General features: G+C 74.5%; 19 protein-coding genes. 9 read left to right on the forward strand and 10 right to left on the reverse strand.

Annotated features, from left to right (window positions below; all coding sequences use genetic code 11):
- Positions 1-210: 210 nt before the first annotated feature.
- Positions 211-831: a TetR/AcrR family transcriptional regulator gene (locus GA0115242_RS30605; protein ID WP_093834213.1), complete on the reverse strand. Its 621-nt coding sequence runs from the start codon at positions 829-831 to the stop codon at positions 211-213.
- A gap of 83 nt (positions 832-914) precedes the next feature.
- Here GA0115242_RS30605 and GA0115242_RS30610 point away from each other — a divergent pair, with 83 nt between their 5' ends.
- Complete coding sequence (locus tag GA0115242_RS30610) at positions 915-1,652, forward strand: SDR family NAD(P)-dependent oxidoreductase (protein ID WP_093834215.1); 738 nt, start codon at positions 915-917, stop codon at positions 1,650-1,652.
- Between the two features lie 88 nt (positions 1,653-1,740).
- Here GA0115242_RS30610 and GA0115242_RS40995 read toward each other — a convergent pair whose 3' ends face one another.
- Both GA0115242_RS40995 and GA0115242_RS30615 read right to left on the reverse strand, forming a co-directional pair.
- A complete protein-coding gene (locus GA0115242_RS40995; RefSeq protein WP_176729940.1) occupies positions 1,741-1,878 on the reverse strand; it encodes a hypothetical protein in 138 nt (45 codons plus the stop codon).
- A 266-nt stretch (positions 1,879-2,144) separates the two neighbouring features.
- Entirely contained in the window at positions 2,145-2,540 is a 396-nt protein-coding gene (locus tag GA0115242_RS30615) for a cupin domain-containing protein (protein ID WP_093834217.1), read from the reverse strand.
- 52 nt (positions 2,541-2,592) lie between these two features.
- Here GA0115242_RS30615 and GA0115242_RS30620 point away from each other — a divergent pair, with 52 nt between their 5' ends.
- Positions 2,593-3,585 carry a GlxA family transcriptional regulator gene (locus GA0115242_RS30620; protein WP_093834219.1) on the forward strand — a complete coding sequence of 331 codons (993 nt, stop codon included), beginning with the start codon at positions 2,593-2,595 and terminating at the stop codon, positions 3,583-3,585.
- 248 nt (positions 3,586-3,833) lie between these two features.
- Here the strand turns inward: GA0115242_RS30620 and GA0115242_RS30625 are convergent, their stop codons facing one another.
- On the reverse strand, positions 3,834-4,463 hold the full coding sequence (locus GA0115242_RS30625) for a phosphatase PAP2 family protein (RefSeq protein ID WP_093834221.1): 630 nt from the start codon (positions 4,461-4,463) through the stop codon (positions 3,834-3,836).
- Complete coding sequence (locus tag GA0115242_RS30630; protein ID WP_093834223.1) at positions 4,463-5,140, reverse strand: DedA family protein; 678 nt, start codon at positions 5,138-5,140, stop codon at positions 4,463-4,465. The genes GA0115242_RS30625 and GA0115242_RS30630 overlap by 1 nt, the downstream gene beginning before the upstream one ends.
- Before the next feature lie 381 nt (positions 5,141-5,521).
- Between GA0115242_RS30630 and GA0115242_RS30635 the strand changes: the two genes are divergently transcribed.
- Complete coding sequence (locus tag GA0115242_RS30635; RefSeq protein ID WP_093834225.1) at positions 5,522-6,184, forward strand: response regulator transcription factor; 663 nt, start codon at positions 5,522-5,524, stop codon at positions 6,182-6,184.
- The gene (locus GA0115242_RS30640; RefSeq protein ID WP_093834227.1) at positions 6,181-7,545 is read left to right on the forward strand and encodes a sensor histidine kinase; all 1,365 of its coding nucleotides are present in this window, start codon (positions 6,181-6,183) and stop codon (positions 7,543-7,545) included. The genes GA0115242_RS30635 and GA0115242_RS30640 overlap by 4 nt, the downstream gene beginning before the upstream one ends.
- Positions 7,546-7,611: 66 nt before the next feature.
- Here the strand turns inward: GA0115242_RS30640 and GA0115242_RS30645 are convergent, their stop codons facing one another.
- From GA0115242_RS30645 to GA0115242_RS30665, 5 genes are all read right to left on the reverse strand, one after another.
- Entirely contained in the window at positions 7,612-8,436 is an 825-nt protein-coding gene (locus tag GA0115242_RS30645) for a COG4705 family protein (protein ID WP_093834229.1), read from the reverse strand.
- 147 nt (positions 8,437-8,583) lie between these two features.
- Positions 8,584-10,089, reverse strand: coding sequence for an ABC transporter ATP-binding protein (locus tag GA0115242_RS30650; RefSeq protein ID WP_093834231.1), 1,506 nt, complete (start codon positions 10,087-10,089; stop codon positions 8,584-8,586).
- Entirely contained in the window at positions 10,086-10,937 is an 852-nt protein-coding gene (locus GA0115242_RS30655; RefSeq protein WP_093834233.1) for an ABC transporter permease, read from the reverse strand. The genes GA0115242_RS30650 and GA0115242_RS30655 overlap by 4 nt, the downstream gene beginning before the upstream one ends.
- A complete protein-coding gene (locus GA0115242_RS30660) occupies positions 10,934-11,935 on the reverse strand; it encodes an ABC transporter permease (protein WP_256089795.1) in 1,002 nt (333 codons plus the stop codon). The genes GA0115242_RS30655 and GA0115242_RS30660 overlap by 4 nt, the downstream gene beginning before the upstream one ends.
- Positions 11,932-13,488: an ABC transporter substrate-binding protein gene (locus GA0115242_RS30665; RefSeq protein ID WP_093834237.1), complete on the reverse strand. Its 1,557-nt coding sequence runs from the start codon at positions 13,486-13,488 to the stop codon at positions 11,932-11,934. Before GA0115242_RS30665 ends, GA0115242_RS30660 begins: the two co-directional genes overlap by 4 nt.
- 373 nt (positions 13,489-13,861) lie before the next feature.
- On the opposite strand from GA0115242_RS30665, the gene GA0115242_RS30670 reads away from it, so the two are divergent.
- The 5 genes from GA0115242_RS30670 to GA0115242_RS30690 all read left to right on the forward strand — a co-directional run bounded on the left by GA0115242_RS30670 (position 13,862) and on the right by GA0115242_RS30690 (position 19,755).
- Entirely contained in the window at positions 13,862-14,851 is a 990-nt protein-coding gene (locus GA0115242_RS30670) for a TauD/TfdA family dioxygenase (protein WP_256089796.1), read from the forward strand.
- A 35-nt stretch (positions 14,852-14,886) separates the two neighbouring features.
- Entirely contained in the window at positions 14,887-15,876 is a 990-nt protein-coding gene (locus GA0115242_RS30675; protein WP_093834241.1) for an ornithine cyclodeaminase, read from the forward strand.
- A complete protein-coding gene (locus GA0115242_RS30680) occupies positions 15,867-17,237 on the forward strand; it encodes an amino acid decarboxylase (RefSeq protein WP_093834243.1) in 1,371 nt (456 codons plus the stop codon). Before GA0115242_RS30675 ends, GA0115242_RS30680 begins: the two co-directional genes overlap by 10 nt.
- A 68-nt stretch (positions 17,238-17,305) precedes the next feature.
- Positions 17,306-18,337: a cysteine synthase family protein gene (locus tag GA0115242_RS30685; protein WP_093834245.1), complete on the forward strand. Its 1,032-nt coding sequence runs from the start codon at positions 17,306-17,308 to the stop codon at positions 18,335-18,337.
- Between the two features lie 5 nt (positions 18,338-18,342).
- The gene (locus GA0115242_RS30690) at positions 18,343-19,755 is read left to right on the forward strand and encodes an MATE family efflux transporter (RefSeq protein WP_093834251.1); all 1,413 of its coding nucleotides are present in this window, start codon (positions 18,343-18,345) and stop codon (positions 19,753-19,755) included.
- The last annotated feature ends 202 nt before the right edge of the window (positions 19,756-19,957 follow it).

Genomic DNA, 19,957 nt, shown 5'->3' on the forward strand with positions numbered 1-19,957 from the left:
CTCTCGCGGGCGGGCCGGGCCCGCCGACGCGCAGGGCCGGACCGGTCGGCACAGGTGCGCGGCCGGGCTGGTCTGGTCGGCCCAGGCGCGCGGCCGGGCTGGTCTGGTCGGCCCAGGTGCGCGGCTGGGCTGGGCCGGCCCGGTCGGCTCAGGTTCGGGCTTCTCCGCGCGGGCGGGCCGGGCCGCGTCAGCGCTCGCGGGCGCGGTCCGTCACGTCGTCGCGCCGTCACCCCGGGACGGCGTCGTGGGCAGGACGGCCAGTGCCGTGTCCGCGACGCCGCGCAGCGTCTCGGGGTCGAGCCCGGCCTTGCCCACCGCCTCGATGCCCCGGACCACCGTCAGCAGCAGCGCCGCCAACCGCTCCGGGTCCGCGGCGCTGTCGAGGTCGCCGTGCCGCTGGGCCGCGCCGATCTCCTTGCGCAGCAGGGCCAGCAGGGACGTCATCGTCGCGGCGGACCGCGCGGCGACCGCCGGGTCGTGCTGGGCGAGTTCCGCGGTGCCCTTCGCCAGCAGGCACCCCCGCCGGGCGGTGTCGGCCGCGGTGTTCTCCGCCATCAGGTGCACGTAGGACGACAGCCTGTCCAGCGCCTCCGCGTCCGGGCCGTCCGCCAGTCGCCCCTCGGCCACCTCGACGACCGCGGCGCACCAGCCGTCGAAGACCCGGTGGAACAGCGCGCCCTTGTCGCCGAACGCGCCGTAGAGGCTGCCCTTGCCCAGGCCGGTCGCCCGTGCGATGTCGTCCATGCGGGTTCCCGCGAAGCCGGTCTCCCAGAACTGCTCCCGCGCCCGCTCCAGCACCCGGCCCTCGTCGAACGCTCGTGGTCTCGCCATGATCCCAGGCTAGCCATTCTTGACTCGGTCGTCCATTACTGCCTACGTTATGGACGATCCATTCCAGAACTGAAGGGGACGACATGTCACGCGTGCTGCAGGAGAAGGTGGCCGTGATCACCGGCGGGACGAGCGGGATCGGGCTGGCCATCGCACACCGCTTCGCCGAGGAGGGCGCGCGGGTCTTCGTGACCGGCCGTGACGGAGACCGCCTCGCGGCCGCCGTCGGGGAGATCGGCCCCGCGGCCACCGGCGTGCGGGCCGACGTCGCCTCCCTGGCCGACCTGGACGCGCTCTACGCACGGGTCCGCGAGGACGCCGGACACATCGACGTGCTGGTCGCCAACGCCGGGATCGTCGCGGACGCCCGGCTCGGCGACCACGCCGAGGCCGACGTCGACCTGACCCTCGCCGTCAACGTCAAGGGACCCCTGTTCACCGTCCAGAAGGCCCTGCCGCTGCTGTCGGAGAACGCCTCCGTGCTGGTCATCGGCTCCAGCAACAGCCTGCGGCCGAACGAGCAGCTCGAGATCTACAGCGCCTCGAAGGCGGCCCTGACGAACCTCGTGCACAACTGGTCCAGGCAGTCGCGTGACCGCCGGTTCCGGGTCAACGTGCTCAGCCCGGGACCCACCAGGACGCCCGCCCTGCTGCGCGCGGCGGGCCAGGACGCCGACCGGTTCGCCGAGGCCGTCGTGCCCCTCGGACGCCTGGCCGAGCCCGCGGAGATCGCCGAGGCCGCGCTCTTCCTGGCCTCGGACGCCTCGTCGTTCGTCACCGGCGCCGAACTCTTCGCGGACGGCGGTTACACACGGGCCTGAGCGGTCGCGCGCCGGGACCGACACCGGGTTCGCGCGCAGCAGGGTCGGCCGCCGGTCCTGGCCCCGGCGATCCGGCGCGGGCCGCGCGTCACAAGCGCTCCTTGGGGCGTTCGGCCTCGGCGCCCGGCTTCTCCGCCCGCCCGGCGAACAGGAAGTTCTCCCAGGCGTCGAGCCCGAAGAGCATGAGCGCGACGAGCAGCGGCAGGAGCAGGGCTACCAGGACCATGACGACTCCCGGAGAAGCGGTGACCACGGGAACTCGGTGGCGGACTGCCTCCAGGTTGGACCGAACGGGCGAACAGTTCCTTCCGGCAGGGTGACCACTAGGCCATTCGGGTGATACGGAACGGTTGCCGTGGACGCCAGGGACCGCTCCGACCGGATGACGTCCGCCGGAGCCGCCCCGTCGGCCCGGCTCACGCGCCCGCCACCGGCCACCCCGGGGTGCCGACGCCCGGGGTGGCCGGTAGCGGGCCGGGAGACCCCGGCGGGTCAGATGGTGAGGGCGTGGCCGGTCGTCGCGTCGACTCCCTCCGGGACCTCCTCGTGGCGGTCGCCCACCGACAGCGTCCCGCTGGGCTCGAAGAGGAGGATCTCGGCGCCGGAGGGGGCGTGCGGCTTGTGCTCCGTGCCCTTGGGGACGGTGAACACGGCTCCGCGCGGGAGGACGACGGTGCGCTCACCGCCGGGCTCGCGCAGTGAGATCCGCAGTTCGCCGTCGAGCACGAGGAAGAACTCGTCGGTGTCGTCGTGGACGTGCCAGACGTGCTCGCCCCCGACCTTGGCGACGCGGACGTCGTAGTCGTTGACCCGCGTGACGATGCGCGGGCTCCACAGGGCGTCGAAGGAGGCCAGGGCCTCGCTGAGGGAGAGGGGTTCGCTGCTCATGAATGCATCCTCGACCGTTCCGTGCGTCCGGCGTGAGTGCTAGAAATCGCATATGGCGCAAGAATCCTCGCACTCGTCGTCCACGACCGACGTCCACCGGGTCGTCGTGATCGTCGACGAGAACTCGAACCCCTTCGAGCTGGGCTGCGCGACCGAGGTCTTCGGTCTGCGCAGGCCCGAGATCGGCCGGGACCTCTACGACTTCAGGCTCTGCTCGCCCGAGCCCCGCACGCTGATGCGCGACGGGTTCTTCACGCTCACCGGGGTCGGGGAGCTGGACGCGGCGGACACGGCCGACACCCTGATCGTCCCCAATCGCCCGGACATCGAGGTCCCCCGCCGCGCCGCGGTCCTCGACGCCGTCCGCCGGGCCCACGCGCGCGGCGCGCGACTGATCGGGTTCTGCAGCGGCGCCTTCACCCTGGCCGAGGCGGGCGTCCTCGACGGGCGCCGGGCCACCGCGCACTGGCAGTGGGCGGACTCCTTCCGGCGCCGCTTCCCGTCCGTCCGGCTCGAAGCGGACGTCCTGTTCGTGGACGACGGGGACATCCTCACCTCCGCCGGAAGCGCGGCCGCCCTCGACCTCGGCCTGCACGTGGTGCGGCGCGACCACGGCGCGGAGGTGGCCAACTCCGTGAGCCGGCGCCTGGTCTTCGCGGCGCACCGGGACGGCGGACAGCGGCAGTTCGTGGAACGTCCGATGCCCGACCTGGCGGACGAGTCCCTCGCCCCCGTCCTGGCCTGGGCCCAGCGGCGGCTGGACGAACCGCTCACCGTGTCCGGTCTCGCGGCACGCGCGGCGGTCAGCCCGGCGACGCTGCACCGCCGCTTCCAGGCCCAGTTGGGCACCACGCCCCTGGCCTGGCTCACCGGCGAACGGCTCGCCCTCGCGTGCCGCCTGATCGAGCGCGGCGAGTCCCGGTTCGAGGTGGTCGCACGGCGCAGCGGACTGGGCACCGCCGCCAACCTGCGCACGCTGATGCGCCGCGAGACCGGCATCACGCCGTCCGCCTACAGACGCCGCTTCGGCCCGGAGGTGCACTGACCGCACGGCCCTCCCTCTCCCCCGGGCCGTCGGCTCGGCGAACCGGTCGCCCCGACGTCCGACGCCCGCGCACCCCCGTGTCCGCGGCCCCGCGCCTCACGCATCCGCGCGTCTCCGCACCCCCCGTGTCCGCGGCCCCGCGCCTCACGCATCCGCGCGTCTCCGCACCCCCGTGCCCCGGCATCCGCGACCGTGTCCCTCCCCGTGCCCCTGCATCCTGCGCGGCCGCCCTCCCCCGGCCGCCGGGCTCACGCCGCGATCAGCGGGCGCAGCCGGGTCCGGCGGAACAGCTCCGCCACCGTCCGGGCGTGCCGAGACAGCAGCAGCGACAGGGGCAGCGCGACGAGCACGCCCACGGCCATGCCGGCGAGGACGTCGTGCGGGTAGTGGGCCCCGATCCAGACCCGTGAGGCGGCCATCGCCAGCGCGGCGAGGGTCGCGACCACGCCGAGGCGGGCCGAGACGCACCACAGGGCGACGGCGGCCGCGGTCGCGAGCGTGGCGTGGTTGCTGGGGAAGGACCAGTCACCGGGCGCCTGGCACGCCTCCAGGGTGACGACGTGCAGGGACCGGCACGGCCGGTCCTCGCGCACCAGCAGCTTCAGCACCGCGCTGACGCCGAAGGCGATCAGGGTCAGGACCGGGGCGGCGAGAGCCCGCACCGCCCGCGCCTCGTCCTGCGCCCGGGTCCGCCACCACCCGATCAGCATCAGGACGGCGAACAGGGCGAGCCCGTACGTGGAATAGACCGAGACGAGGCTGTCCAGCCAGGTCGGGGCCTCGTGCGCGGCGTCGACGACGTGGGTGAAGGCGCTCCCGTCGACGCCCGAACCGTCGTGGCCCGAGCCGACGGCGGTGGTGGTCGTGGCGGTGTCCATCAGGCGCCGCCCGCTCCGGTGCCGCGCGTGCGCCGGGCGCGCAGCACCTCCACCGCGACGGGGACCAGGGAGACGACGACGATGAGGGCGATGATGGGCAGCAGATAGCGGTCGACGTCGGGGACGGAGGCGCCCAGGGCGTATCCGGCCAGGACCAGGCCGACGGTCCACACCAGCCCGCCGACCACCTGCCAGAGCGCGAAGGTCCGCGCCGGGACGGCCAGCGCTCCGGCGATCGGGTTCAGCACGGTGCGCACGACGGGCAGGAAGCGGGCCAGCACGATCGCCTTGGCGTGGCCGTACCGCGCGAGGATGTCCGCGGCGCGCTCGGCGCCTTCGGTGATCCTGCGGGATTCCGTGCGGGCGAGCAGGGCGGGTCCGGCACGGCGGCCGAGCAGGTATCCGGTCTGGGCGCCGGTCAGCGCGCCCACGACCGCCGCGACGAGCACCCAGCGCAGCGACAGATGCCCTTGGACGGTTCCCGAGCCTCCTGCGCAGAGCAGCCCCGCGGTGAACAGGAGCGAGTCACCGGGGAGGAAGAACCCGATGAGCAGGCCGGTCTCGGCGAACAGCACGACGGCGACGCCGATCGTGCCGAAGGCGGCGAGCAGCGACTGCGCGTCGAGGACGTTGACGGCGAGCTGGAGCGGGGGTGCGGCTTGGTGCGCGAGCGTCATCGGCGCTTGGCCCCTTCGATGATGGGCTGCCGGGTGTACCGGGCACGGGTGGGGAACCGCCGCGCGCGACGCAGGCCCGCGGCCTCTTGCGTCTACAGCGCAGTAGTCGGTCTACTGCACTGTAGACGATCAGGAGGAGAGGATGGTTCCCCCCCAGGTGCCTCGCCGGGTCGGCGCGCACGGACCCGGGCCGAGTCGACGGTCCCGGCGGGTCGCGGCGGTGCGGGCCTGTTGCGACCGCCACACCCGAACGACTACAACGTCGTAGACAATGGGGTCGCTGATCAGAGCTGTCCGGCGGCGGTCCGCGGTCCCGGCCCGGTTGCGCGGTGGGCGGGGGCCCGGCGGCCCGGACGGGAACCGCGCCCGGGAAGGTGGCCGATGTCCCACAGGATTCTCGTCGTCGAGGACGACCACGCGCTGCGCGACGTACTGCGCCGGGGGCTGGCCGAGGAGGGCTTCGTCCCCGTTCCGGCAGCCGACGGCGCGACCGCGCTCAGACTGGCCGCTCCCCCGATCTCGGCGGCGGTGCTGGACATCGGGCTGCCCGACGCGGACGGCCGTGACGTGTGCCAGGCGCTGCGCGCCAACGGCGTCGACGTGCCGGTGGTCTTCCTGACCGCCCGCGGGCATCTCACCGACCGGCTCTCCGGCTTCGCCGCGGGCGGGGACGACTACCTGGTCAAGCCCTTCCACCTGAGCGAACTCGTCGCCCGCATCCACGCCCTGCTGAAGCGGACCGCGCCCGGCCCGCAGCAGCGGATCGGGGACGTCGCGGTCGATCCGGTCTCCCTCAGCGCCCGGGTGCGCGGCGCCGAAGTGCCGCTCTCCCCGACGGAGTTCCGGCTGCTGGCCGTTCTGGTCGCCGCCCGGGGCACGCTGGTGCGCCGCCGCGACCTGGTGCGGGCGGGCTGGCCGGACGGCGCGTGGGTCAGTGACAACACCCTCGACCAGTACATGAGCAGGCTGCGGCGCAAACTGCACCGCGCGGGCAGCGCGCGGACGGTGCACACGCAGCGCGGTGTCGGGCACCGCCTGTCATGACCGCCTCCCCTCGGCGCCTGGCTCCCAGGACCCTGCGCGGACGGCTCGCCCTGGTCTCCGTCGCCGCGGCCGCCCTGCTGCTGGCGACGCTCACCGTCGTCTTCGCCACGGTGGCGACCCGGCACGTGCGGTCCCAGGCCGACGGCCGGCTGCGCGGCACCCTCGCGGCCGTCGCCTCCACCGTGGACGTGTCCGGAGGGCGGGTGCGCGTCCGGGAGACCTCGCACGACGACGTCCTCGACTCCCACGTGTGGATCTACGACGGCGCGCGCGTCGTCGAGCGGCCCCCGAGCGCCCGGCACGATCCCCGGCTCGCCCGAGCGGCCCTGCGGACGGCGCGGCGGCGGACCGCGACGTGCGCGACCGTGGGCGCCTCTGACGGGCACACGGGGTGGAGGCTCTGCGCGGACGGCGTCGTGCGCGGCCGCCCGGGGGTGAGGGTGGTCGCGGCGCTCGACCTGACGCCCTACGCCGACTCGACGGACGCCCTGGTGACGGGGTGCGCGGCCTTCGGGGTGGTGACGCTGGCCTGCACCTACCTGCTGACGCGGCTGTCCGTGGGCCGGGCGCTGCGCCCGGTGGCCGCGATGACCGATCGGGCCGCCCAGTGGAGCGCCGTGTCCTCGACCGGGCGCTTCGCCTCCGCTGACGCTCCGCGGGAACTGCACCGGTTGGGCGCCTCCCTCGACGTGTTGCTGGACCGCACCCGAAGTGTGCTGCGCCACGAGCAGCAACTGACCGCGGAGTTGTCGCACGAACTGCGCACCCCGCTGACCCGGATCGTGGCGGAGGTGGAGATGCTGCGCTCCCGGCCGCGCGGCGCCGACGAGACACGGCGGGCGCACGACGTGATCGCCGCCGCGGCGTCCTCCATGCGGTCGATCTGCGACACGCTGCTCACCGACTCCCGTGCCGCCGCGGCCAGTTCGGAGGCACCGGGGACGTGCCGGGTGCGGACCGTGCTGGAGGGCGTCGCCGCGGCGGGGCGCCGCGCCGGGATCACCGTCCTGGTCGACGCCGACCCTGACCTGCGGGCCGGTGTGTCCGGGGCCGTCCTCGAACGTATCGTCAGCCCGCTGCACGCCAACGCCCTGCGTTACGCGCGGACTTCGGTGACGCTCTGCGCGCGGGCCGCGGGTGACGGGGTGCGGGTCACGGTGGCCGACGACGGTCCCGGGGTGCCGCCGCCGTTCGTCCCGCACCTGTTCCGGCCCGGCCGCCGGGCCGACCCGGACGACGGTCACGACGGCGCGGGTCTCGGTCTCGCCCTCGTCGTACGGCTGACCCGGTCGGTGGGCGGCAGGGTCGCCTATGAACCGCGTGGCCGGGGCGGACGGTTCGTCACCGAGCTGCCCGGCTGATCCGGGACGGCCACCGGGCCGCGAGCGGACGCCCAGCGGGCGGCCGGGCCCGGCGGGGCGCCCCGTTCAGGCCGTCGTGGGCGCGGGCGTGGTGTCCTTGCCGGTCACCGACAGGTGGACGACCAAGGCGAGGATGACGGCGAGGAAGAGGGCGCTGGTGACCACGGTGCCGAGGCCCAGTCCGCCGTCGCCGGTGGGCTGGGAGAGGTAGTCGCCCGTGGAGGCGCCCAGCGGTCGGGTCAGGACGTAGGCGATCCAGAAGCTCCACACCGCGTCGAGCCCGAGCGCGCGGTGGGCGACGGCCACCAGGGCGATGACCGCGGCGAAGACCAGGATCGACGTCAGGTAGCCCAGGGCCATCCGCTCGGCGACGAGGTCACCGGCCGCCGTCCCGAGCGCGAAGGTGAACAGGACCGCCAGCCAGTAGAACGCCTCCCGGCCCGTGGTGTCGACGTGGTGGACGGAGAGCGTCCTCTCCCGGCGGTGCCAGGTGAGGAAGGTCGCGGCCAGGAGCACGGCGAACACGGCCGTGGACAGCTCCAGCGGGACCCCCAGGCCGTCGGTCAGGTTGTCGCTGATCAGGGTGCCCACCACGCTGATGAGGGCGACGGCCGTCCAGTAGACGCCCGGCCGGTAGGCGCGGGTGCGGAACTGGGCGACGAGCACCAGCGCCAGCAGGACGCTCATCAGCGCGGAGACCCCGGTCAGGCCGAGCCCGGCCCGCTGCGCGAGCAGGTCGGCGGCGGTCTCGCCGACGGTGGTGCAGAGCACCTTGATGATCCAGAAGTAGACGGTCGGCTCGGGCACCTTGTTCCGGCGGGTCCGGTGTGCGGTGCCGTCGGACGACCGGGGTACGGCGAAGGACGCCGTGTGCGAGGGATCCTGTGTCATGGCCCGACCGTGCCACCGGCAACCTGAACACATCCTGACCACCGGGCCCGCCCGTGCCGCGTCCGCTACGAGGAACGTGTCCTCGAACTGCTCCACGCCGCATCCCCGGAAGACGGCACCCCGCGGGCCCCCTGACCCCGCCGGGGGTCAGCGCGGGGCCTCGCCGCCGGGGTGCCCGAGGAGGGCGCCGGGTCCGCCGCGCAGGAAACGGCCGTCGTCCAGGACGTGGACCGTGTCGGTGTGGCGGGCGACCAGGTCGGGTTCGTGGGAGACGACGACCAGGGACATCCGGTGCTCGGCGCGCAGGCGGGTGAGGAGGTCCATGATGCCCTCGGCGGTCTCGGTGTCGAGGGCGGAGGTGACCTCGTCGCAGAGCAGCACGTCGGGTCCGGCGGCCAGGGCTCGGGCGATGGAGACGCGTTGGCGCTCTCCGCCCGACAGCTGCGCGGGGTAGCGGTCGGCGTGGTCGGCGGGGAGACCGACCCGGGCGAGGAGTTCGGCGACCCGCTCCGGGTGGCCGCTCCCGGCCTGGCCGGGGCGCAGGCGCAGGGGGCGGGCGAGCTGCCGGCCCACGGTGCGGCGGGGGTTGAGCGCGGCCAGCGGGTTCTGCGGGACGAGCTGGACGCGGCGCTGCTGTTCCCGGGTGCGGCGCTGGACGCGGGCGGCCAGCGGGCGGCCGTCGAGGGCGAGGCGGCCGGTGTGCGCCGGGTGGAGTCCGGCCAGGACGCGCAGCAGGGTGGTCTTGCCCGATCCGGAGGGCCCGACGAGGGCGGTGGCGGTGCCGGGCGGGGCGCTGAACTCGACGTCGCGCAGGACGGGTTGTCGTCTCCGGTCGCCAGGGAAGAAGGCGTCGCGCACCTGTGCGGTGAGGCCGGGCGCGGCCGGGCCGCGGTCCGCCGCGGTGGCCGGGACGGCGCGCGCGGTCGCGCGGACGCGGGGGACGGCGGCGGGCTCCGGGGTGAGCCGGACGATGTGGTCCGCGCAGGTGCGCGCGAGGTGGGGGTCGTGGGTGGCGACGACGACGGCGAGGTCGCGGCGGTCCGCGAGGTGGCGCAGCAGGTGGGCGATCTCGTCGCGCACGGTGGTGTCGAGGCCCGCGGTGGGCTCGTCCAGGAGCAGGATCCTCGGGGCGCGGGCCAGCGCTCGGGCGAGCGCGACGCGGCGCTGCTGGCCGCCGGAGAGGGCGGTGGGTCTGCGCCCGGCGATGCCGGTGTCCACGGGCAGACGGCACTCGGCGAGCAGGTCGAGGACGGCCTTCTCGCCTGATTCGGGGGCGAGTTCGGCGACCAGGCGGCGTACGGTCATGCGCGGGTCGAGGGCCGAGCCGGGGTCCTGGCCGACGAGGGCGACGGCGGTGCGGCGCAGGGCGCGCAGTTCCCCGGCGGGCAGCAGGTGCGGTGTGCGGCCGAGCACGTCGAGGGCGCCGGTGGCGGTGGCGCCCGCCGGGAGGTGGCCGACGAGCGCGCGCAGCAGGGTGGTCTTGCCCGACCCGGAGGCGCCCATGAGGGCGGTGACCTGCCCGGCGTGGATCCGGACCGTCGTGGCGGGCAGCAGGACGGAGCCGTCCGGCAGGCGTACTTCGAGGCCGGTCGCGGTGACGACGGGCGCGCGGGAGCCGGGGGCCCGGGTGGGCGCGGGGGCGGGGTCGCTCATGCGCGGTGGACCGCCTTCGCGGTGGTGTCGGGGGCCAGGGAGAGCGTGACCAGGTTGACGGTGACGGCGAGCAGGGCGATGGCCAGGCCGGGGGCGATGACGGCCCAGGGGTTGAGGAGGACGCCGGGGGCGTTCTCCCGGACCATCAACGACCAGTCCGAGGCGGGTGGTTGGGGTCCGATCTGGAGGAATCCGGCCATGGAGATGACGTAGACGGCCTCGACGAAGCGGAGTCCGAAGAGGGTGAGGACGGTGGCGCGGAGGTTGGGCAGGATCTCGCGCAGCGCGATGTACGCGGTGGACTCGCCGCGCCCGAGGGCCGCTTCGACCCAGCCCGCGGTGGCGAGCGGTGCCGCCGAGGCGGCGACGACGCGCACCGCGTAGGGGGTGCCGAGGACGACGGCGGCGGCGATGACGGCCCAGCGTCCGCCGCCGGGCCAGGCGAGGGCGATGAGCATGATGCCCAGCAGGGGCGGCAGCAGGATCGCGACGTCCGCGGCGCGTTCGACGGCGCGCCCCACCCGAGGGCGCAGCACGGCGAGGCTCCCGGTCAGGGTGGCGGCGGCGGTGGTGACGGTGGCGACGAGGAGCGCGCCGAGGATCAGGGGGGTGCCGCCGTGCAGGACCCGGCTGAGGACGTCGCGGCCGAGCAGGTCCCCGCCCAGTACGGCGCCGTCACCGGGGGTGGCGAACGGCGAGGTGACGGGGGTGCCAAGGCGGTGCGGGGCGATCAGCGGCCCGGCGAGCGACAGCAGCGGCGGCAGGGCGGCGACGGCCACGAGCGTGACGGTCCGTCTGCGCGCCCCGCGGGCCGGGCGGTACGTGGCCGCGGGCGGTGCGGCGGTCATGCGCGGGCTCCCAGGGTGGCGTGGCGGACGAGGTCGGCGGCCAGCAGCACGGCGCTGATGACGGCTCCGGCGGACATGACGACCCCGGCGATCAGGGGGGTGTCGCGGGCGGCGACCGCGCCGGCGAGGACGCTGCCGACGCCGGGGTAGTTGAACAGGGTCTCCACCACGACGGCCCCGCCGAAGAGCAGGCCGGTGGAGGTCGCGAGGCCGGTGGCGACGGCGGGGACCGCGCCGGGCAGTTGGTGGCGCAGCAGGACGACGTGCGGGGGCAGGCCGTCGAGGTGGGCGGCCTCGACGTGCGGTGCGGACGCCTGGTCGGCCAGGGCGCCGCGCACGACGCGGGTGTTCCAGCCGGTCTGCGGGACGGCCAGGGCGAGCACCGGCATGATCAGCATGGTCCAGGTGGCGGGGCGTCCGTCGCCCCCGGTCACGGTGGCGGCGGGCAGCCAGCCGGTCCACAGGGACAGCACCAGCAGCAGGGAGACCGAGACGACGAACTCGGGCACGGCGAAGGCGGCGGTCGACAGGTGGGAGACGATCCGGTCCCCCCGGCCGCCGGGCTTCGAGGCGGCCCAGCAGCCCAGGAGCAGGGACGACACCACGGTGATCACGAACGCGCTGGCGGCGAGGACGAGGGTGTTGGGCAGCGGGTCGGCGAGCAGGTCGGTGACCTTCTGCCCCTGGGCTGAGGTGCCGAGGTCCCCGGCGGGCAGGGCGGTCATCCAGTCGGCGAACCGCTCCCACAGCGGCCGGTCGAGCCCCAGCAGGTGACGCCGCGCGGCGAGGTCGGCGGCGCTCTCCCCGCGCTCGGACGCGGCGTCGGCGGCGTCGCCCGGCAGCAGTTCGACGGCCGCGAAGACGACGGCGAGCAGCACGACGAGCAGGAGGGCGCGGCGGGCGACGACTCCCGCGATCCGCAGGGCGGTCGCGGTGATCCGGTGCGCGGTGCCCGCCGCCGGGGCGGGCGCCCGTCGGGTCGCGGCCGTCGGTGTCACCGCAGCCACACGCCTTCGAGCTGCACCCGGCCGTAGCCGGGGAGCTTGGGCAGGTTGCGCACCTTGGACGCGGCGAGGTCGATGCCGTCGGCCATGCCCCACAGCAGGTAGCCGGAGCGGTCGTGCTCGATCCGCTGGAGTGCGGTCAGCGCGGCGGCCCGGCGCTTCGGGTCGTCGGAGCCGATGACCTCGCGGTAGGCGGCGTCGAACCCGGTGTCGTGCCAGGCGGCCTCGTTCTGGCCCGCCTCGCTCACCATCGTCTTGGAGGCGAAGAAGACCACCGAGTCGTTGGTGCCCCAGTAACTGGTGTAGAAGTCGCCGGACTTCCAGGTCCGGTCCCAGAACGCGCCGGACTCCTGCTTGACGACCTCGACCTTGATCCCGGCCTCGCGGGCCTGGTCGGCGAAGAGGGTCGCGGACTCGGCGAGGCCGGATATGTCCTCGGTGGTGACGAGTTCGTAGGTCCTGGAGAGGTCGAACCCGGCGTCGCGCAGGAGCTTCCGGGCCCGGACGAGATCGCGCCCGCGCTGCGGGATGTCCTTGGCGTAGCGCGGGTCGCCGGTGCCGAGGATGTCGTTGGCGACGGTGCCGTAGCCGGACAGGACCTGCTTCACCATGGCCTCGCGGTCGACGACCAGGCGTATCGCCTCGCGGACCCGCCGGTCGGCGAAGGGACTGTCCGCCGCCGTCCGCATGACGATGGGCATCGCCATGTCGTCGGGGCGGCGCAGGACCTGGACGTCGGCGCGGGACCGGGCGGTGCGGGCGGCGACCGCGCCGGCGTTGGAGGCGAGGTCGATCTGACCGGCGAGCAGGGCGTTCGCCATCGCCTGCGGGGTCTCGAACATGGTGACCTCGATGGCGTCGAGGTGCACCGCGGGTCCGTACCACCGGTCGTTGCGGACCAGGCGGGCGTTGCCGCCGCGGAACCAGTCGAGCGTGAAGGGCCCGGTGCCGGGCGCTCGGGCGATGTCGGCGTCGCTGGTGCCCTTCTTCAGGACGAAGGAGGAGAAGCGGGTCATCAGGGGGAAGTCCGCGTTGGCGTAGTCGGAGACGACCACGACCGTGCCGTCGTCGCGGGCGCTGATGTTGCCGACCTGGATGCCGGGCAGGCGGGCGGCGCCCGAGGGGGTGCGGCGCAGCCGCTGCAGCGACCACACCACGTCCTCGGCGGTCACCGGGGTGCCGTCGTGGAACACGGCTCCCTCGGCGATGCGGAAGGTCCAGGTCCGCAGGTCCTGTGACGACTCCCAGGACGCGGCGAGCCGGGGCGCGGTGTTCTTGGCGGCGCCGGGGACGGTGAGGGTGTCGAAGACGAGGGCGAGGATCAGGTAGTCGCTCTCGTTGGCCTGGGTGCCGTGCGGGTCGCGGGTGATGGCGCTGCCGTGTCCGAGGGCGCCGACGCGCAGCGTGCCACCGGTGCGGGGCCGGTCGGCTCCGCCGGACCCCGCGGTCGCCCCGGAGCCGTCGCTGCCGCCGCCGCAGGCCGCGAGAAGTCCGGCCGCGGACACGCCGGTTCCGGCCCGCAGCAGCTGTCGTCTGGTGACGCCCACGTCTGTCCTCGTCTCAGGTAGGCACTGGTCTTTCTTAGGGTCACCTAACCGAATCGAGTCGGACTCCGCAAGCCACCTCCGCTCCCCCGAACGATCACGAGAACGTTCGCCGGACTCCTCAACGTGCCTGCTCAGAAAGGTATTTGACGGGCTGTCAGACACGTGCGGAACGTCCCGAAATCAGACTACGTTGATGTAGTCGAACGTGGGAGTTAGGGTTGCCTCACCGAGTCGGCGTTGTTACGTTCCCTGGTGTCGGGCGGCGCCACGAGCCCTGCGCCGCACGACCGTTCCCCCCTCCCCACGCCCGTGAGCCGGTGCGGCGATGCCGCATGCCCGCGCTCCGCTCCGCCCTGCCCCGGAAGGTGCCACCGTGCCCACCTGCCCTGCCCCGGTACGCCCTCTCGACGACGCCGCAGCGGCCGCGCTGACCTCCCTCGCGGCCGGACTCCTGGCCGACCACGCCTCGGCCGTCTCGCCCGCCCTGCTCACCGCGCTGCCCGGCGCGTGCGACCGGCTCCCCGACGCCGTACGGCACGCGCTGCGCCCGGTGGACACCGACGACGGCCTGTTCGTCCTGCGCGGCCTGCGCCTCGACGACCGCGAACTCGGCCCCACCCCCGGCCACTGGTCGGACGCGGGCGACGCGGGCGCCCTGTGGGACGTGACGCTGCTGCTGGTCTCGGCCCTGATGGGCACCCCGATCGCGTGGGACGGCCAGCAGGACGGCCGGTTCGTCCACAACATCGTCCCCTCGCCCGGACACGAGAGCGAACAGACCGGCGCCTCCAGCGAGGTGCTGCTCACCCCGCACACCGAGGACGCCTTCCATCCCGGCCGCGCCCACCTGCTGCTGCTGTGCTGCATGCGCAACCACGACCGCGTCGCCACCACCGCGGCCAGCGTCCGCCGCACCGCCCTGGACCCGGCCGACGTGGAGCGGCTCAGGCGGCCGGTCGCGCCGATCCTGCCCGACGACGCCTACGAGGAGGCCCGGCGCTTCGCCGGGCGCCCCGACCCGGTGCCGACCCTGTTCGCCGCACCCGACGGGCTGACCCTGCGCTTCGACCCCGCCTACACCCCGCTGGACGGGGCCGACGCCGGGTGGCGGGAGGCGTACGGGCGGCTCGGCGCCGAACTGGCCCGTGTCTCCGTCGCGGTGAGTCTGGAACCCGGTGACGTCCTGGTCGTGGACAACGACGTCGTCGTCCACGGGCGGGTCCCCTTCACGGCCCGCTACGACGGCACCGACCGCTGGCTCAAGCGCGCCTCCGCCCGGGTCACCGGCCGCCCCACCCGCCCCGCGGCCGAACGCGGCGAACACGGCTACGGGCAGGCGGCGCTCACCGCCTGGCCCGTGTGAACGACCCGCTCCCCCTCCTCGCGAAAGGCGCCTCCATGGACCGCGACGACACCACCCTGCGTGTACTGTCCACCAGCGACCTCGCCGGTCTCGACATCTCCCTGACCGACGTCGTCGACACCGTCGAGCAGGCGTACCGCACGCTGGCCGCGGGCAGGTCGGACAACCCGCGCAAGCTCACCGTCAAGCCCGCCGACGGCCACTCCGTCGCCTACGCGATGCTCGGCCGCGACGGCGACCGCGACGTCGTCGCGACCAAGACGTCGTACAAGCACGGGCTGCGCGAGAGCCGCGACCGGCAGCACTACTACACGACCCTCACCCTCTACGACGACGTCACCGGGCTGCCGGTCGCGATGATGGACTGCTCGCGCGTCGGCTCCCTGCGCACCCCGGCCGTCTCCGCGCTGCTGGCCCGCGAGTGCGCCGCGCCCGGCGCGTCGACCGCGCTGCTCATCGGCACCGGCACCCAGGGCCGTCTCGCCCTGCCGTTCCTGCTGACCACCCTGCCCGCGCTGGACCGGCTGCTGCTGTCGGGCACCCACCCCGACGGCGTCGCCGCCGTCCACGCCGAACTCGCCCGCCACTTCCCCGGCCGTGACGTGGAGGTGGTCGGCGATCTGCGGACCGCGGCGAAGGAAGCCGACGTCGTCGTCGCGACCGCGGGGGCCCACACCACCGCCGCCGTCGAGGCCGACTGGCTCGGGCCCGACGCCACCACGATCCTGGTCGGACACGGCCTGGCACCCTCCACGCTGCACCGCGCCGACCGGGTCGTCGCCACCAGCGAGGCGCAGATGCGGGTCACCGGGACCGACCTGGCCGACGCCGACGGCGCGCTGCCCCCGGTCGACCTGGAGCTGCCGGCCGTCCTCTCCGGCGCGTCGGAGGTCCGCACCGCCGACGGGCAGCGCGTCTTCGCCTACAACAGCGGCCTGGTCGTCACCGACATCGCCCTCGGGCACCGCTTCGCCCAACTCGCCGCCGCGCAGGGCCTGGGCACGGAGGTGGCGCTGTGGAGGTAGCCACCGCCCGCTGGCCCGCGCTGCCCGCCCTGCCCGACCCGGCGACGGACCGGATCGTGGCCTGCGGACTCGCCGCCGAGCTGTCCCACGCGCTGGGCGGCCCGTTCCACTTCCTGCTCCCCGACGCCTTCACCGCCAACCTCGCCGCGTTCCGTGCCGCCCTCGCGGACGCGCGCGTCCCGGGGTTCGTGCACTACGCGAAGAAGGCCAACAAGGCCGCCGTCTTCGTCGAACGCGCCGCGGCGGCGGGCGCGGGCGTGGACGTCGCCTCCGCCGCCGAACTCCGCGAGGCCCTCGGCCACGGGGTGCGCGGCGAGCACCTCATGGTGACCGGTCCCGCCAAGGACCCCGTCCTGCTGCGCCTGGCCCTCGCGCACGGCGCGACCGTCGCCGTGGACGCCCTCGACGAACTCGACCGGGTCATCTCCCTGGCCCGCTCGGCCACGGCCCGTCCCGCCCGGGTGCTGCTGCGCGTGCTGCCCGGCACCCAGCCGCACTCGCGGTTCGGCATGGACGACGGCGAACTGGACACCGCGCTGGCCCGCTGCCGCGCGGCCGGGGAGGCGATCCGGACGGAGGGCTTCAGCTTCCATCTGTCCGGCTACGCCCTCCAGCCCCGCGCCGACCTCACCGCGCGTCTGGTCGAACGGTGCCGAAGGGCCCGGGAGGCCGGACTCCCGGCGGACCGGATCTCCATCGGCGGTGGCCTGCCCGTCAGTTACACCGACGCCGCGAGCTGGCACGCCTTCCTGGAGACCCAGCGACCCGACCACTACCACGCCGGAAAGAGGTTCGAAGCCGGTGACTTCTACCCCTACCACTCGCCCGTCGCCGGTGCCGCCGCGCTGACCGCGCTGCTCGCGACCCGTCCCGCCGACCGCGCCTCGACCGTCGCCGAACTGCTGCGGGAGGCCGGGATCGCACTGCTCCTGGAACCCGGACGCACCCTCCTCGACCGGGCCGGTGCCACCGTCTTCCGGATCCAGGGCGTCAAGGAGCGCGACGGCCACCGGCTCCTCACCGTCGACGGCACCAGCCTGAGCCTGTCCGAGCAGTGGTTCAACAGCGAGTACCTGCCCGACCCGCGCCTGGTCCCGGCGCGACCGGACGCGCCCACCGGGGTGTTCCCGGCCAGCGTGGGCGCCGCGACCTGCCTGGAGTCGGACATGCTCACCTGGCGCAGGATCGCCTTCCCGCACCCGCCGCGCGCCGGGGACCTGCTGCTCTACCCGAACACGGCCGGGTACCAGATGGACTCCAACGAGTCCCCCTTCCACGATCTGCCGCTGCCGCCCAAGGTCGTCGTCGACCGTACGGAACAGGTCAGGCCGCGCTGGCGCCTCGACCGCCACTTCACCTGACGCGCTCCCACAACGCTCCCCCCGCAACTCCCCTCCCCCAGCTCCCTTCCCGTCACAGGAGTCCCCTGATGCCCGGAGCCCTTCAGCGGCCCGCCGTCGTCACCCGCGTGTCCGACCTGATCGGCCGCACCCCCCTGCTGGAACTGGCCGTCACCGAGACCGGCAGCCGCCTGCTGCTGAAGCTGGAGATGTTCAACCCCACCGGCACCGCGAAGATCCGCATGGCCCGCGCCATGGTCGACGCCGCCGAGTCCGGGGGCGAACTGCGCGCCGGCGGCCGGATCGTCGAGTCCACCTCGGGCAACACCGGCCTCGGCCTCTGCGTCATCGCCGCCGAGCGCGGCTACACCTTCACCGCCGTCGTCGACCACCACGCCGCCGCCGACAAACTGCGCGCGATGAGGGCCCTGGGCGCCGAACTCGTCTACGTCGACGACGACATGCCGGGCGGGGCGCTGCACACCGCGGCCCGCGAGGAACAGGCCGAGGCCATGGCCCGCGGCGCGGACAACACCGTCTTCACCGAACAGCACAACAACCCCGCCAACGGCGTCGGTTACCTCCCCGTCGCCCACGAGATCGCCGAAGCGCTCGACGGCCGCCTCGACGTCCTCGTCGGTGCGGTCGGCACCGGCGGCTGCCTGTGCGGCACCGGCCGCGAACTCCGCAGGCTCATCGGCGACCTCACCGTCATCGGGGTCGAGCCCGAGGGATCGATCGCCTTCGGCGGGCCCGCCCACGACTACCACCAGTCCGGCACCGGAACCCCCGAGGGCGCGGAGATCGGCGCCCTCGTCGACTTCGACCTCATCGACGAGGGCGTCAAGGTGGGCGATGTCGCGGCCTTCGCCACCTGCCGCGCCGTCGCCAGGACCGGGCTGCTCATCGGCGGCTCCGCCGGAGGGGTCGTGCACGCGGCCCTGACCCGCCTGCCCGCCCTCCCGCCGGGCAGCACGATGGTCGCCCTCCTCAACGACGGCGGCGAGAAGTACCTGGACACCGTCTTCGACGACGACTGGATGCGCCGCCACGGACTGCTCAGCCCCGCGACCGAGCGCGAGGTCGAGGACCGCCTCACCAAGCTCCGCGGGAACCGGTGACCCCGATGCCGACCACCCTCCTCCGCGACAGCCGCGCGCTCGGCGCCCTCGCCGTCCCGCTCGTCCTCACCCAGCTCGCGCAGGTCGCCCTCACGACCACCGACACGGTGATGATGGGGCTGCTGGGCACCACCGAACTCGCCGCAGGCGGCCTCGCCATCGTCGTCTTCAACCAGATCCGCACGATGGGCGTCGGCCTCGTCACCTCCGTCGGCAACCGGGTCGCCGCCGCGGCCGCCCTTGCCGAACCCGCCGACCCGCACGCGGACCAGAGCGGCGGGGACACCGGGGAGGCGGCGCACGACGAGGTCCGGGGCATCGTCCGCGCCGGTCTCGCGGTGGCGACCCTGGCCGGGGTCGGCGGCGCGCTGCTGATGGTCCTCGTCGGGCAGCTCCTGCCGCTGCTCGGCCAGGACTCCGCCGTCGTGGACCTCACCCGGACCATGCTGTACGCGCTGGCCCCCGGGCTGCTGCCCTGCCTCTGGTTCCAGGCGATCCGCCAGTTCACGGTCGGCATGCGGCGCCCCCAGGCGCTGCTGCGGATCACCCTCGCCTCGATCGCCGTCAACGCCGGACTGAACTGGATCCTCGTCCACGGCACCTTCGCACTGCCCCGCCTCGGGCTGACGGGTATCGGCATCGCCACCTCCACCGTCCACCTGCTGTCCTGCCTCGCCCTGTACCTCACCGCGAAGCGGGACGGCACGCTGGCCCCGCTCCTTCGCCTCGACCTCACCCGCGCCGACCCGGCGACCGTGCGACGGCTCCTCGGCCTCGGCGTCCCGATCGCGGCCACCTACGGCTCGGAGGCGGGCTTCTTCTCCGTCACCGCGCTGATGGCGGGCTCCTTCGGGCCGGACGCCCTCGCCGCGCACACCGCCGTCAACCAGCTCGTCTACATCGTCTTCCAGGTCGCCGTGGGCCTCTCGCACGCCGCGTCCATCCACGTCAGCCGTGAACGCGCCCTCGGCCACCACGACGGTGCCCGCCGCATCAGGAACACCACCCTGGCCTGCGCCGCCGCCGTGATGACCGTCGTCGGCTGCGTCTATCTGACGCTCCCCCGGCTCGTGCTGGCGCCGTTCCTCGACACCGGGTCCGACCGCGCCCTGACCATCGCCACCCACCTGCTCACCGTCACCGCGTTCCTGCAGTTCTTCGACTGCGCCCAGAACATCGGCATCGGTCTGCTGCGCGGCCTCGACGACACCAGGAGCGGCTTCCGCATCACGCTGATCGGGTACTGGGCCGTCGGGCTGCCGGTCTCCTGGCTGCTCGCCCACGTGCTGCGCCTGGACACCGTGGGCATCTGGCTCGGGCTGCTCACCGGGCTCGCCGCCACCGCGCTCCTGCTGCTGCGCCGCTTCGACGCCGCGCTCGCGGGACTCCGGCGGCAGGACTCCCCGGCCACGGCCTGACCTGCGGCGCCCGGCCGACCCGCCGTCAGCCGGACAGCGCGCCGAGCCAGTCCCAGAACACCGAGCAGCCCGAGGGCGCGCCGATCAACTGCCGCGCCGCGTACTCCACGTACTCGTGCAGCCCGTACGCCACCGCGAACGCCCCCGCGGCCGCCGCGACCACCGAGCCCGCCGACACGACGGCGGCGGCGCGCCGGACACC

The organism is Streptomyces sp. SolWspMP-5a-2 (genome assembly GCF_900091845.1).
Classification (GTDB): Bacteria; Actinomycetota; Actinomycetes; order Streptomycetales; family Streptomycetaceae; genus Streptomyces; species Streptomyces doudnae.

Bases quoted from the DNA above. Each gene is read 5' to 3' on its own strand.
- GA0115242_RS30605 (WP_093834213.1), bottom strand. From the start codon at position 831: ATGGCGAGACCACGAGCGTTCGACGAGGGCCGGGTGCTGGAGCGGGCG.
- GA0115242_RS30610 (WP_093834215.1), top strand. From the start codon at position 915: ATGTCACGCGTGCTGCAGGAGAAGGTGGCCGTGATCACCGGCGGGACG.
- GA0115242_RS40995 (WP_176729940.1), bottom strand. From the start codon at position 1,878: ATGGTCCTGGTAGCCCTGCTCCTGCCGCTGCTCGTCGCGCTCATGCTC.
- GA0115242_RS30615 (WP_093834217.1), bottom strand. From the start codon at position 2,540: ATGAGCAGCGAACCCCTCTCCCTCAGCGAGGCCCTGGCCTCCTTCGAC.
- GA0115242_RS30620 (WP_093834219.1), top strand. From the start codon at position 2,593: ATGGCGCAAGAATCCTCGCACTCGTCGTCCACGACCGACGTCCACCGG.
- GA0115242_RS30625 (WP_093834221.1), bottom strand. From the start codon at position 4,463: ATGGACACCGCCACGACCACCACCGCCGTCGGCTCGGGCCACGACGGT.
- GA0115242_RS30630 (WP_093834223.1), bottom strand. From the start codon at position 5,140: ATGACGCTCGCGCACCAAGCCGCACCCCCGCTCCAGCTCGCCGTCAAC.
- GA0115242_RS30635 (WP_093834225.1), top strand. From the start codon at position 5,522: ATGTCCCACAGGATTCTCGTCGTCGAGGACGACCACGCGCTGCGCGAC.
- GA0115242_RS30640 (WP_093834227.1), top strand. From the start codon at position 6,181: ATGACCGCCTCCCCTCGGCGCCTGGCTCCCAGGACCCTGCGCGGACGG.
- GA0115242_RS30645 (WP_093834229.1), bottom strand. From the start codon at position 8,436: ATGACACAGGATCCCTCGCACACGGCGTCCTTCGCCGTACCCCGGTCG.
- GA0115242_RS30650 (WP_093834231.1), bottom strand. From the start codon at position 10,089: ATGAGCGACCCCGCCCCCGCGCCCACCCGGGCCCCCGGCTCCCGCGCG.
- GA0115242_RS30655 (WP_093834233.1), bottom strand. From the start codon at position 10,937: ATGACCGCCGCACCGCCCGCGGCCACGTACCGCCCGGCCCGCGGGGCG.
- GA0115242_RS30675 (WP_093834241.1), top strand. From the start codon at position 14,887: ATGGACCGCGACGACACCACCCTGCGTGTACTGTCCACCAGCGACCTC.
- GA0115242_RS30685 (WP_093834245.1), top strand. From the start codon at position 17,306: ATGCCCGGAGCCCTTCAGCGGCCCGCCGTCGTCACCCGCGTGTCCGAC.
- GA0115242_RS30690 (WP_093834251.1), top strand. From the start codon at position 18,343: ATGCCGACCACCCTCCTCCGCGACAGCCGCGCGCTCGGCGCCCTCGCC.